This window comes from Pseudomonas sp. FSL R10-2189 (assembly GCF_009600325.1).
Lineage (GTDB): Bacteria > Pseudomonadota > Gammaproteobacteria > Pseudomonadales > Pseudomonadaceae > Aquipseudomonas > Aquipseudomonas helleri.
Genome location: NZ_WIVZ01000019.1, coordinates 1 through 13524 on the forward strand (window position 1 = coordinate 1; position 13524 = coordinate 13524).

The window sequence follows — 13524 nt, forward strand, 5'->3', positions numbered from 1 at the left end:
GGATGCTGAAGATACTCGCTGTCCTGTTTGCTGCGCGACAGCGCGGCGTCGAAGACGGGGCGGCCCCTCCTACAGAAACGCTTCGCGCACCAAGCCATGGCGCTGCATCTTTTCATTCAGGGTGCGGCGGGGCAGTTGCAGTTCGTTGAGCACCGCCTTGATATCGCCTTTATGGCGCGTCAACGCAGCGCGCAAGCATTGCGCTTCAAAGGCTTCTTGCTGCGCGACCAGTGACTGGCTTGCGTCGATATCCTCGAACTGCGGCTCGCCCAGACCCAGCACGTGGCGCTCTGCGGTGTTCGCCAGTTCGCGCACATTGCCCGGCCAGTGGTGGCTGAGCAAATGCGCCAGTTGCGGCCCGGACACCGGCGGGGCGCTGCGCCCCAGCCGTTCTGCGGCCTGGCGGGCGAACGCCTCATACAGCAGGGCAATGTCTTCGCGGCGCTCACGCAACGGTGCCAGGCGCAGTTCGGCCACGGTCAGGCGGTACGCTAGGTCTTCACGAAAACGCCCGGCCCGCGCTTCGTCGAGCAAATCCGGTTTGGTCGCGGCCACCACGCGCAAATCCACAGGGATGCTCTGGTTGGAGCCCAAACGTTCCAGTTTTTGTTCCTGCAACACCCGCAGCAATTTGGCTTGCTGGGCCAAGGGCATGCTCTCTATCTCATCAAGAAACAATGTGCCGCCGTCGGCGTATTCCAGCTTGCCAATACGCTTGCCCTGGGCGCCGGTGAATGCCCCGTTTTCATGGCCAAACAGCTCGGCCTCAAACAGTTGCTCGGGGATGGCCGCACAATTGAGCGCCACAAACGGTTTGTCGGCACGCGGGCCAAAGTCATGCAGGCAACGGGCGACCAGTTCTTTGCCGCTGCCGGTTTCGCCACGGATCAGCACGTTGACCGGCAAGGGCGCCAAATCAATGATTTGTCGGCGCAAGGTCTGCACGCTGCGTGACACGCCGAGCAAGCGCCCGTCAATCTGTTCACGCAGGTCGGCCTGTTCATGCAAACGGCGGTTTTCCAGGACCAGTTGGCGCTTTTCCAGGGCCCGGCGCAGGCTGCTGAGCAGCGCCTCGGGGCTGAAGGGTTTTTCCAGAAAGTCGTAGGCGCCATCGCGCATGGCTTCGACGGCCATCGGCACGTCGCCATGCCCGGTCAGCAGAATCACCGGCAGGTCCGGGTCCAGTTGCTGCAACTGGCTGAGCAGGGCCAGGCCACCCATACCGGGCATGCGCACATCACTGACCACCACCCCGGCAAAGTGCGGCGGCAGCTTCTGCAGGCAGTCTTCGGCGCAACTGAACAGCTGCACCGCAAACCCGCTCAGGCTTAGCCACTGCTCCACGGCACTGCGAATACTGGCCTCATCATCGACCACGATCACTGAATTGAGCATGCTTCAAGAGTCCTGTGCGATCGGCAGCGTCAGCGTAAACAGCGCGCCCTCGCCCTGGTTGCTGGCGGTCAGGCGGCCGCCGAGTTCGTGAACGATGGCGTAAGACACCGCCAGCCCGAGCCCAAGTCCATCGCCCACCGGCTTGGTGGTGAAAAACGGATCGAAGATTTTACCCAAATGTTCTTCGCGAATCCCGCCACCGCTGTCGCTGACGGTCAACTGCCAGACCTGTTGATCGGCCTCGATGCGGATCTGCAAACGTTTGTTCGTTGCGTCGCGCAGGGCATCCAGTGCATTGCGCAGCAGGTTGATCAGCACTTGCTCCAGGCGAATCGCGTCACCGCGCACCCAGGCCGGGCGCGTGAGGTCCACGTGCAGGTCAATGGCTTGTTCCTGCAAACGCGGCTCCAGCAGGTGCAAGGCATGGTCGACGACAGTCGCCAGGTCGAGCTTTTCACGCAGACCGCTGGGGCTTTGCCGGGCGTAGGTCTTAAGGTGTCCGGTGAGCGCGGCCATGCGCGTGAGCATGTTGTCCAGTGGCGCCAGGGCCTGGTAGGCATCGTCGATGCGGCCATGATCGAGCAACAGGCGCAAGGTCGCCAGCTGCATGCGCTGGGCAGTGAGCGGCTGGTTGATTTCATGGGCGAGCGCGGCAGACATCTGCCCCAGCGCTGCGAGCTTGGCCGATTGCACCAGGCCGTCCTGCGCGGTGCGCAAGTCGCGGGTGCGGTCTTCAACCAGTTGCTCAAGCTCGGCACGGTTGCGCTGGCGTAACCGCGACAGGCGCCAGCGTTGCAGCAAAAACAGCCCCAAAAACACCAGGGTCAGCCACAGGCCAACCCCGGCGAGGGCGGCATTGCGGCGGTCTTCGGCCGAGATGTCCGGGCGCCGCAGTAAATGCAAGGTCCAGCCTTCGGCGCTGAGCGGCAGCGACTCCCACAAATAGTCTTGCGAGCCGTCCGGGCCCTCGGTGCGGGTCAGGAAACTGGTGTCGTCAAAGCTGCGCAAGGTGCGGGTGTTCAGCGGCGTCAGCGGCTGTTTGTGGTACTGGCGGGTGACGGTGATTTCGCTGCGGTCCTGATCAGACAACGGCCGCAAATGGCGATAGCGCCAGCCCGGCTGGTTGGCGATAAAGACAATGCCCTTGGCATCGCTCACCAGCAAAATGTCGTTGCCATGGCTCCATTCGCGCTCCAGCTCCGGGAACTCCAGCTTGACCACCATCGCGCCCAAAAACGTACCCTGGGCATCGTGAATGGCGCTGGATAAAAAGTAACCGGGGATGCCGCTGGTCACGCCCACGGCATAAAAGCTGCCGGTGCCTTCGACCAGGGTCTGCTTGAAATAGGGGCGAAACGCGTAATTGTGTCCGACGTAACTGTTGGCGGTGTTCCAGTTACTCGCCGCCACGGCCAGCCCGGTATGGTCCATGAGCTCAAGGGTTGAGGACTTCGCCGCGCCGTTGATGCGCTCCAGTTTGCGGTTGAGTGCGCATTGCAGCTCGGGCGTCATCGGGCCACTCAAGGCCGTGATCAATTCGGTGTCCAGCGCCAGCACAGCGGGCAGGGCGCGGTAGCGTTCAATCAAGGTGTGCAGAGAATTGGCATACAGGTTGAGCTGCTCGGGCCCGCGCCTGGCGCTTTCTTCCAGGGCATGGCGCTCGGCCTGATGCATTGCCCAGCCGCCAGCCAGAGCGGCGCCGATCACAATCAGCAGGGTATACAGGGCCAGACGCAGGTGGCGAGCAGTCACGGGCATAAGGGGCAGGGGCATGAATGGGGGGCGCAAACCATAGCATGGCGGCGGTTCGGGCTCATACCTTGCCTCACGCAACCCTGAAGCCTATAGTCCCCCGGTCGCCCCTATGGCGACCGGGTTTGGCGACTCGTAGAACTATGTGCGAAGGCTCTGTGCTATTTGCAGGTGTTTTCGTACGCGCACAATCTGTTATGGCAGCTGTGCGTGGGAGATCTTCGGGTCTGCCGGTTCAGTAGTTCTCGGTTCGCCAACCTGCGTACAGCTGCCACCTGATCGTTTGGCGACGGTGAGGTGGTGGTCTCTTAGCGAACTACTGAGGTTACATTCTATGAGCACTACTATTCCCATGACCGCCATCGACTGCTTGATCCCGTGCATGTTGATCGACACCCAAACCCCGCCCGATGTGATTCACGCCAACGCCGCTGCGCGGATTTTGGCCGTTACGCATTTGCTTGAAAGCGTGAGCCGCCTTGAGGGCTTTAACGCTGACAGCGTCGACCTTAAACACATCACCCAGGCTGCGGCGCTGTTGTTGCGCGATGGCTGCGATTTGATGGACGCGCTGGGGCGCCGTTTGCAGGCGCAATGATTCCCGACCCCAAGCATTGATCGCTGTTACAGGCTGCGTTTTTAAGCCGTTACTTATGTACAGCACGTCCCGCAGGTGGGGTTGCTACGTTGGCGCATTCCTCCAACGGAGTCATGTCCATGACCAGTCGATCACCTGCGGTTCGCCAACGTGCGCCGTTGCTCCTGTCCAGTACGCAGTGGGCGCAGAAAGAAGCCCTCGCTCATGTGTCGGCCATTTATGAAGAGAACTTCGCTTCACTGACGCTCGAACAGAAAAAGCACTACCCCGAACTGTTCAAGCGCTGCGAACAGTCGCTAAAGGACCTGGATCAGGAACTTGCGCGCCTAAAAGATACGTTCAAGGCCACTCATTTGGCACAGCTCAAGCGCGAGCTGAAAACACTTTTGGGGGCGGATATCGACCCCGAACAGGCGCGGATTTATACGCGCTACCGTGAAGATGTAGAGGAGGACTTTGTAGAGTATTTGGCGCGAATCGGTGGGCATCAAAGCGCTGCTCAGGAATCCAAATTCACCTTTACTCCACCCCGTACCAAACGCGCAGTGGACGAGTCCAGATTTAAAGAACACGTGAAGTCTGTGTCCTTGTGGGATGCCGCGTGTGAGAACTTCAGCTATCGCACCGATTCCGTGCTGCTCAAGCCGTTTAGCTATGAACAGGCGAGCCATATTGACTACAACAGCGATTTAAAAGGGCAACCGGCGGGGCCGTTTATTGCGATTGTGCGTCAGCTTGATTTAGGTACTCAGTTGCATGCCGCACTGGATGAGGCCGTCGGCACCCATGGGTCGTTGACCCTGCGCACGCAGGTGGCGGTGCGTGCCAGTTTTGAATTCGAGTTGCTGGAAGCGTTACGAAACGGTTTGTATGCAAAAATATTTCAGCGTGAGCATGGCAAGTTGGCCGCTATGTTAAAGGGCGACAGAGCCCCGCACATCTGGCCCGTATCAATGAGTGCGACCAAGAAATCCAGACTTTTATATGGGCAACCAGGTGAAAACGAAAACCGCAGTTTGTTGTTTGGCCCTACTGTAGAGATCTTCGATTACGTGGGTACAGGTGAGGTGCCCCTCCCGCTGTTCATCATCAAGGTGGAGGATGAAAGGGGCGTCTTCAGCTATTTTCCGCAGCGTTTGGGGGGCGCTCTGCGCTGGCACCAGGATGTACCCAGCGCGTTTACACAGTTTCGTGATCAGCTCAAAAGTGACTATGGTAAAGGCCAGTTAGGCTGGTTTATGCGCCAGCTTGGGTTGAAAGATTTGGGCTATTTCAGCCAATTGTTGAGTCAGGAGCCCAGGCCCAAAGGCCTCACATGGTTGGCGGGTATTCTGTATGACGGTTTTAAAGGTGTATTTCCCGAGCCCAACCTGGACAGCCTGCAACTGTATGTTGAAGTGTACGAGAGCGACTCGTTACCCATTGTCCAGGCCATTACTCAACGCCATCTGGAGCGTTATCGCTCAAACCTTAGCCAACTGGCCACCCCTAAATCCGTGCGCGATTGGCAAGCGTTCAAAGAGGCCCTGAGCGATCTCGGCAATGAGGTACTCGGCTTGCTGACCACACCCTTGCCGGGTGGTGTGTTGGGGCTCAATACGATTATGCAGGTCGCTGTGTTCGGTTCGCTGGCCTACAGCGTTGTGCAGGGTGTGAAAGAGGCCGTTAAAGGCGAGTCCACGACCTTCGCCAGTGCGATGGCCGACACCGCCGACCTGCTGATCAATGCGCGGTTGATCGGGGTGGCCGCCAAGGTGCACCGTCAACGGATGCGCAAGCTGTGGAACACCTTGGGCCAGCCGCGCAAAGTCATCAAAGTGGACGGTACGGCAGAGCTGTGGAGTCCGCAGTTGACGGCTTACCCGCACCTGGCAGCGCTCGATAATCTGACACCCAACAGCGATGGGCTGTATGAGCGTGATGGCAAGGTTTACGCCAAGGTGCAGGAGGGCGATCAGACGGTGGCGGTCGAGGTCACCTTCGATCCAAAGGCCCAGCACTACGCGCTCAAAGCAGACACTGCGCAAGCCTTCACGCCTGCCGTGAAATACGACCCCGTGCACCAGGTGTGGCATCTGGCGCTGGACGATGTTCAAGCGCTGGGCGACACACAGCTGTTGCAGCGCATGTTGCCCGGTGACGTGGCTGACGTGGCTCAAGGGCGTATTGAGCGGATGCTGGACATTACCGGCACCACCCGCGAACAGTTGCTCAACGTCTGGCAAGGCGAGCTGATATCGGGCCCGTTGGCCGAAGGCGTTCGCCGTTTGCACGCGGACCAGTTGATCGACAGGATCATCAACGAGTTGCCGCTGCGCGGAGAAATGCCGGCCAACGCGGACGGTGCCGTGCTGGCCCTGTTGACCCAGTTGCCTGACTGGCCGGCCGATACCGTGCTGGATGTGTTCAACCAGCAGGGCCAGTGGGTCGAAAGGTATGGCCAGGACCCGCAGGCCGGAACCTTTCAGCACCATGTCGAACTCAAGCGTCTGGATCATGGCACGTATGTCGCCAGGCACGATGCCACCCAGGGCAGCGCCCAGGTGGAGCAGATGTTCAGCTTGATTCTTGAACAACTGCCGGCCACCTCTGCTCTTGGGCGCAACGCCAACCCCGAGATCAGTCACACCGGGCGAATTGCCTCGGTGCGTGAGCAAATAGCTAACCTGGCTCGTGACGACAAAACCTTGCTGTTCAAAGCCCTCACCGTGCTGGAAGGGCACAAGCGCAGTGATCCGGTAGCCAGTTCAGCCCCGGCCAAACAGTATTTGCCGTTGGTCTGCCCCCCGCTGTCGGAGTCGACCACGGCGTTGCTGGCCAAGCTGCACGAGCTCAACCCGTCGTTGTCGATAGAGAGCCTGGAGATGTTGCTGGTGGCTCATCCGTTCAATGCTTACGCCGTAACACGGGCGCTGGAGCATAACGCCCAGCCTTTGGCGTTTGACTACGCCGCCGAGCGCTTAAAGACAAAACTGCGGGTGGATCAGGCCCTGGACACGCTGTATCACCGTCGTGCCTTTAACCCCGATGGTGATCTTTGGGCACGTGAGTTTGCCCGTGGAGTCTTGCACGACAAGCTGGGTCGCGAGTTGGTGGTCGTGGATGCAACCCGTACGCCCTCATTGTCAGCCCCTGTTGCCACTGGGCCAGATGACACCACCGTGGTACTGACCCATCTGGGTCATGGGGATTATCAAACCACTGATCTGCGCAGTGGTGAGTCAGTCACGTACTCCCAGACCCCTGATAGTTTTTTCCTGGCCCTCAGGCAGTTTTTGAGCCATGAAGAGCGTCAAACAGTAGGTGTAACTGACGCTGGTATCGACGGTTTGCGCCAAACCCTGGGGGATGCCATGCGTGCCAATCGCCAGGCCAATGGTGAGGTGAACCTGTGGGACACCACCACGGCCCAGTATGAGCGCCGCGTGTCATTGGCCCGTAATCAACCGCCAGGTGAGCTGGGGCTTTACGAGATCCAGGGCAAGGCTTACGTGGCCTTGTATGGCGCGGTCTATCAAGTTGGGTATGACCACGTGATTCACAAGTGGCGCATGAAGCATCCCGATAAGCCGGGCGTGAACACCCCTATTTTGGAACACAACTATAAGGGCGCCTGGCGTTTGCAAACCGAGAGGCCGCAACAGTGGGAGGGGCTTAAGTTATTGCGCCGCCTGCGTGCCGAGCGGTCCACTGTCAGCGATGAGGTGGGGCGCCAGATTATGACGGTGAGCCACACGGATGAAGGGGTGTTGCGCCGTGTGCACATGAATAACCTCGCGCCGCCGCCTTTATTGATGGACACCTGGAAGCGTTTCAAGATTGAGGAAGACATCAATGACTTTGTTAAAAACATGCAGGCCCATCACACGCTGTCTGAAGCGAACGGCGATTTTCAACTGCTGCTGATTCAAAGCCTGCCGGGCTGGCCCCGTGACAAAGTCCTGCACATTACCGATGCCCAAGGCGCGGTCATGAAGGAGTACGGTGCTGATCTGGGCAGCGCCTTGCCGAGTATCCGGATTTCAATAGATGCCCAGCGCAATGGCCGGTTCCTGCGCACCTTGCTGATGAACCTGAATGAGGTCGACTCCCGTGCGCTATTGGGGGGGTACGATCCGATCATTGAAAACCGGATACTCGCCCTGGCAAAGAAAATCGCCGCCCACGCGTTAAAACGTGAAGCCAATCTGTTCAGATCGATCTACGAGAATCAGGAGCACAGTGCAGATCCGCACGTGCAACTGGTGCAAAAGCAGCACCCGCAATTACCCAAAAGCGTTATTGAACACGTGCTCCTTCATGCCTCGCGACATGAGCGCATTCATTACCTGGACAAAGGGCTGGTGCCGCCGCGTGTCACCGAGCAGCTTCAATGGACGGCCAAAGAAGTCCGGCTGGCTCGCGCCTACGAAGGCTTGTATTTGAACGCTACGGCGACGCCGGACAGCGAAAAGCTCACGCTGCATCTGTTGAAGTCGCTACCGGGGTGGCCGGGTGAAGTGAGTATCGAAGTGCGTGACGCCAGTGTCACCGGCCAAGTGCTTGATCGAATTGGTGCTGACGATGCCTTGGCCCCGCGAGTTTTGGTCCTGCACGATGGCCGTTACCGCGCCTGGTCACGTGAAGGCCAACCGGTTAACCCGGAGTCTGTGAATGGCAATAATTTGTTGTCGTCCATTCTGCATGCGCTGGAGCCCGCTGAACGGTCAGCGATTGGTATCAAAGATGCCAGTGATACGCACACCCTGAATCAACAGATTCAGGCGCTGGCTATCGCACACCGGGCCAATCTGAAAAAACTGCTGGGGCTTGAGCCGCTCGCACCGCCGCGCAAACCCCCGATGAATGTTGATCGTGAGTTTACGGTTTACCCGTTAACGGTAACGCTGGATAACGCCACTCATCCCTTGTCGCTGATCCGCGAGGCGCGGGACCTGTACCCGAGCATGGACTATGAAGACACGATCAACTTCCTCGATACGTTAGGCGCAACGCCAGTCGAGCGTGAGGCGGCACTTGTACAAAGGCGTAGTCAATTTCAAATGCTGCAAGGCGAACTGAGTGTCTGGGAACAAATCCAGCTGTATCCCTACGGCACGAGCCACGTGGGCGTAGCGGCGCCTGGCCACCGTGCGCAGGCGAGGGCGAGGATCGAGAGTGCCTGGCGCCGCGAAAGCGACCTCTCTGTGATGGAAGATACGGGTGACATCGTAGGCTTTGAACTCGATTTGTCTGGCCTGGATATCGGTGAACTTCCTGCCATCAGCGGTGATTTCAGCCACGTTGGCGCATTGCAGATGGAGGGGATGAACTTGCGCAGTGGTTCAAATGAGTTTCTCGCCAGTTTCATCCACTTACGCCTGTTGGACATGTCAAATAATCGTATCGACCGTTTGCCTGCCGCGATTGCCGAAATGTCTCAGCTGACCTCACTTGAGCTGATGGACAACCGCATCACCCTCACGCCAGAAACGGCACAGCAACTGGCGAATCTTTCGAACTTGCGGGCATTGAGTCTGAGTGGCAACCCTCTGGGCATCAGCCCGGACGTCAGTCAGATGCTTGATTTGCACAGTCTGGACCTGAGCAATACGGGTATTAGCCAGTGGCCCAATGGTTTATGGGCGCTGCCTCATATCGAGTGGGCGAACCTGAGAGACAATGCGATGACGACCATCCCTGACGCTGTGTTTGAGCCGCAATGGACGGTTGGTGCGAACCGCTCGACCTCCATTTCCGGAAACCCGTTTGATGCTCCAACCCGTGATCGTCTTATTGCTTATTCAGCCTCAGGCCACAGTGATTTTGGCTACGGGCCGACGATTTCGCACAACATTAATGTGCTTACCCGTAACGCTCAATTACAGAGGGCGGCGAGTGATCTTTCGCCGTGGTTGCCACTCGGCGAGACACAAGCTCAAACCTCGGCCAGAACGCAGCAATGGCAATTGCTGCAAGGTGCAGGGGGTAACGTCAGGGACTTTTTCGAGACCCTTGCGCTGTTTGTGGATAGTCGCAATCAAAGGAGTGCTCAGGACTGGGCAAACCTGGTGCACCGGGTATGGACACTGATTGATCAAATGCTGGCCAATACTGCGCTGCGCGAAACCCTGCTGAACAGGGTTTTCCGTGAAGAGCGAAGCTGCGGGGACGGGGCCATGGTGCTCCTGGAAAACATGGAAGTGGAAGTCCTGGTTCATGAGGCGTTAAACAATGTGGGCGAGGCGCAGCGGGGCGCCGAGCTGTTCAGCCTGGCCAGGCGTTTGTTCCGGTTACGCCAGGTTGATCTGCTCTCAGCCGCTGAAGTGGCCCGGCGCGTGGCTGCTGGGGGCAATCCTGATGCTGCTGAAGTGATCCTGTTCTACCGCGTTGAGCTGGCGCAGCCCCTTGATTTGCCGACCCGGGCGAGGACGATGCTGTATGCGACCATTGCTGGTGTCTCAGCTCAGCAAATTACCGCTGCACGAGATACTGTCTTGGCGATGGAGGGCAGCCCGGCGTTTATGCACGCCATCATGCAGGAAAAATTCTGGCGAAACTTTTTGCTTAACACCTATGCGGATCGTTTTGCCGCCATCGAGGCCGACTACCAGCGCGACTACACGAAACTTACCGAAGAGACCGGCCTGTCTGATGAGGTCGAGTTGCAGAGGGGGAGCGAGCTTACGCTGGCAAGAGATCAACAGATCAACCGGTTGATTGAAGAATTGACGTTGCAGGCCTACAACTCACCGAGTTGATCGTGTGGCAGGGGGAGCCATCCCCCTGTTTACAGGGCAGAGGACGCTTTAATCGCAACGGCGCTCAATAGTTGCTCATCCATCAAGGCAAATTGCCCTTCAAGCTCTTTGCCTTGATGCCACTCTTCAGACAAGTCCGTGAGCAGCCGCAAGCGCACCTGGCCGTTTTTTGACCAGCTCAGCACTTCGGCGTGCTCAAAGTAAAAGCGCTTGTGCACCAGCGGGTACAAGGCCTTGAACAGGCTTTCTTTGATCGAAAACGTCAGCGTGACCACCAGTGCCTGGTCCTCAACCGGGCCTGCGGCCATGCGTTGCAGCTCATTGGGGGTGAGGATTTCTTTGGCCAAACGTTGAGCGCGATCAAGGCTGAGCCTGTTTTCGAGGTCGATGCCCAACCCCCGCCAGTCACTTTTGAGCGCCACCAGCGCCGCCGCACGGCCTTGGCTGTGGGTGATGGCGCCACTGATGTGCTGCGGCCACACGGGGGCGCGGTCTTCACCGATGGCCGGTGTTGCCCGGGTGCCGTCCAGGTGCAGCACCGCATCACGGGCACACAGGCGGCCGGCCAGAAATTCGGCTTGGCGTTTTGCCACTGATCGTTGAATACTCGCAGGCACGTCCAGGCCGCTGCGGGTAAAGTCGTCCGGGGTCAGTTGCGCCGGGTTGAACGCGGTGCTGCGCCATACGCTGCCGGGCAGCGCAAGGGGCAATGGCCAGTCGCAACCAAGCGGCGTGCAACAGGCTGGCAAGTCTGGAGATTTATTCATGGCGTGCATTCTGCTGGCCTTGTGCAGGCGGTGCAATTGTTCAGAGTGTGTTCAGGGCCTACGCCTTATTCTGTAAAGGCTAGGCTGGTAAATGTATAGGTGGTGGACTCACGTCCTTAGTGACGCGAAAGGCTTGGGAGAGCGCGATGAAATTGCTGGTGGTTGAAGATGAGGCGCTGTTGCGCCATCACTTGCAAACCCGTCTGACTGAAAGCGGCCATGTGGTCGAGGCGGTGGCCAATGCCGATGAGGCGTTGTACCAGACCGAGCAGTTCAATCACGATCTGGCGATGATTGATTTGGGTTTGCCGGGTATGGGCGGGCTGGAATTGATTCGTCAGTTGCGGGCGCGGGGCAAGACCTTCCCGATCCTGATCCTCACCGCGCGGGGTAACTGGCAAGACAAAGTCGAAGGGCTGGCGGCCGGTGCCGACGATTACGTGGTCAAGCCGTTCCAGTTCGAAGAGCTTGAGGCCCGTCTTAATGCGCTGTTGCGTCGTTCCAGCGGTTTCACCCAGTCGACCATCGTCGCGGGTGGGTTGGTGCTCGACATCAATCGCAAACAAGCAGTGCTGGACGACAAGCCGTTGCCACTGACCGCCTACGAGTACCGGATTCTGGAATACCTGATGCGCCATCATCAGCAAGTGGTGGCCAAGGACCGACTGATGGAACAGCTGTACCCGGATGACGAGGAACGTGATCCGAATGTGATCGAGGTGCTGGTCGGGCGCCTGCGTCGCAAGCTTGAGGGGGAAAGCGGCTTTAAGCCAATCGACACGGTACGCGGCTTGGGGTACCTGTTTACTGAGCGCTGTCGTTGATACGTTCACTTCGCGTTCGGTTAATGCTGGCGGCCACCTTGTTGGCCGTCCTTTTTATGCTCGCGCTGCTGCCGGCCATGCAAGGTGCGTTTAGCCTTGCCCTCAAAGATGCCATTGAGCAGCGCCTGGCCTCTGATGTGACAACGCTGATTTCGGCGGCGAAGGTTGAAAAAAACCACCTCAAAATGCCGACCTTGTTGCCGGATGAGGAACTCAATCTGCCGGACAGTCGCTTGCTGGGCTACATCTATGACCGCGACGGTCGCCTGGTGTGGCGTTCACGGGCCACGCAAGAAGAAAACATCAATTACAAGCCTCGTTACGACGGGCGCGGTAATGAGTTTGCAAGCATTCGTGAAGACAGCGGCGAAGAGTTCTTTGTCTACGACGTTGAGGTGAAATCGCTGGGTGGTCGAACGGCCGCGTTCAGCTTTGTGGCGTTGCAACCCATGCGCGAATACAACCTGACACTCGCCGGACTGCGCGAAAACCTTTACCTGGGCTTTGGCGCGGCGCTATTTGTTTTGCTGGCGTTGTTGTGGATCGGTCTGACGTGGGGGTTACAGGCATTGCGGCGCTTAAGTCAGGAACTGGATGAAATCGAAACCGGCGAACGCGAGAGCTTGAGCGAGCAGCATCCTCGCGAATTGCTGCGTTTAACCGGCTCGCTGAACCGTTTGCTGCAAAGCGAACGTGAGCAGCGTTCGCGCTACCGAGATTCTCTGGATGACCTGGCCCACAGCCTGAAAACGCCGCTGGCGGTGTTGCAGGGTGTAAGTGAAAGCATGGCGCAACGCCCCACCGAGCGTGAACAGGCCAAAGTGCTGCAAACCCAGATTGAACGCATGAACCAGCAAATCAGCTATCAATTGCAGCGGGCCAGCTTGCGTAAAAGTGGTCTGGTGCGCCATCAGGTTGAACTGCTGCCGGTGGTTGAAAGCCTGTGCAACACACTGGACAAGGTCTATCGCGACAAGCAGGTCAAGGTCAGCTACGACATTGCCCCGCTCAGCCATGTGCCGATTGAACAGAACGCCTTGCTGGAGTTGCTCGGTAACCTGCTGGAAAACGCCTACCGGCTGTGCCTGCGGCAAGTGCGGGTCAGCCTGCATCGAAATGCTCTGGGCATTGAAGTGTGCGTAGAAGATGACGGGCCGGGCGTGCCCCTCGACCAGCGCGCGCGTATTTTGCAGCGTGGCGAACGGCTGGACCGGCAGCATCCGGGGCAGGGCATCGGGTTGGCGGTGGTTAAAGACATCATCGAAAGCTACGACGCCCAACTGACCCTGGACGACTCACCGCTGGGTGGCGCTGCGTTCCGGATTCGCTTTTCGACAGTGTGAATTTAAGCGCACTTGACCTGTGTGGGAGCGGGCTTGCTCGCGATTGGATCGACAACGTGTAACAGGCATACCGGGTTGACTGCATCGCGAGCAAGCCCGCTCCCA

General features: G+C 58.5%; 7 protein-coding genes. 4 read left to right on the top strand and 3 right to left on the bottom strand.

Features of this window, described 5'->3' with window-relative positions:
* Positions 1-69: 69 nt before the first annotated feature.
* Positions 70-1395 (bottom strand): sigma-54 dependent transcriptional regulator, encoded by a 1326-nt coding sequence (locus tag GHO32_RS14765; RefSeq protein ID WP_153338254.1) that lies wholly within the window; start codon positions 1393-1395, stop codon positions 70-72.
* Positions 1396-1398: 3 nt separating this feature from the next.
* Entirely contained in the window at positions 1399-3153 is a 1755-nt protein-coding gene (locus tag GHO32_RS14770) for an ATP-binding protein (protein WP_153333956.1), read from the bottom strand.
* A gap of 328 nt (positions 3154-3481) precedes the next feature.
* On the opposite strand from GHO32_RS14770, the gene GHO32_RS14775 reads away from it, so the two are divergent.
* Positions 3482-3745: a short-chain dehydrogenase gene (locus tag GHO32_RS14775; RefSeq protein WP_153333832.1), complete on the top strand. Its 264-nt coding sequence runs from the start codon at positions 3482-3484 to the stop codon at positions 3743-3745.
* 119 nt (positions 3746-3864) lie between these two features.
* The gene (locus tag GHO32_RS14780; protein WP_178113894.1) at positions 3865-10485 is read left to right on the top strand and encodes an NEL-type E3 ubiquitin ligase domain-containing protein; all 6621 of its coding nucleotides are present in this window, start codon (positions 3865-3867) and stop codon (positions 10483-10485) included.
* Between the two features lie 29 nt (positions 10486-10514).
* Here the strand turns inward: GHO32_RS14780 and GHO32_RS14785 are convergent, their stop codons facing one another.
* Entirely contained in the window at positions 10515-11252 is a 738-nt protein-coding gene (locus GHO32_RS14785; RefSeq protein WP_153333836.1) for a 4'-phosphopantetheinyl transferase, read from the bottom strand.
* Positions 11253-11398: 146 nt separating this feature from the next.
* Here GHO32_RS14785 and GHO32_RS14790 point away from each other — a divergent pair, with 146 nt between their 5' ends.
* Both GHO32_RS14790 and GHO32_RS14795 read left to right on the top strand, forming a co-directional pair.
* Positions 11399-12076: a response regulator gene (locus tag GHO32_RS14790; protein ID WP_048369693.1), complete on the top strand. Its 678-nt coding sequence runs from the start codon at positions 11399-11401 to the stop codon at positions 12074-12076.
* Positions 12073-13419: an ATP-binding protein gene (locus tag GHO32_RS14795; protein WP_153333838.1), complete on the top strand. Its 1347-nt coding sequence runs from the start codon at positions 12073-12075 to the stop codon at positions 13417-13419. Before GHO32_RS14790 ends, GHO32_RS14795 begins: the two co-directional genes overlap by 4 nt.
* Positions 13420-13524: the final 105 nt, after the last annotated feature.

Excerpts from the sequence above, each read along its gene's own strand:
- GHO32_RS14770 (WP_153333956.1), bottom strand. The coding sequence starts at position 3,153 with ATGCCCGTGACTGCTCGCCACCTGCGTCTGGCCCTGTATACCCTGCTG.
- GHO32_RS14790 (WP_048369693.1), top strand. The coding sequence starts at position 11,399 with ATGAAATTGCTGGTGGTTGAAGATGAGGCGCTGTTGCGCCATCACTTG.
- GHO32_RS14775 (WP_153333832.1), top strand. The coding sequence starts at position 3,482 with ATGAGCACTACTATTCCCATGACCGCCATCGACTGCTTGATCCCGTGC.
- GHO32_RS14785 (WP_153333836.1), bottom strand. The coding sequence starts at position 11,252 with ATGAATAAATCTCCAGACTTGCCAGCCTGTTGCACGCCGCTTGGTTGC.
- GHO32_RS14765 (WP_153338254.1), bottom strand. The coding sequence starts at position 1,395 with ATGCTCAATTCAGTGATCGTGGTCGATGATGAGGCCAGTATTCGCAGT.
- GHO32_RS14780 (WP_178113894.1), top strand. The coding sequence starts at position 3,865 with ATGACCAGTCGATCACCTGCGGTTCGCCAACGTGCGCCGTTGCTCCTG.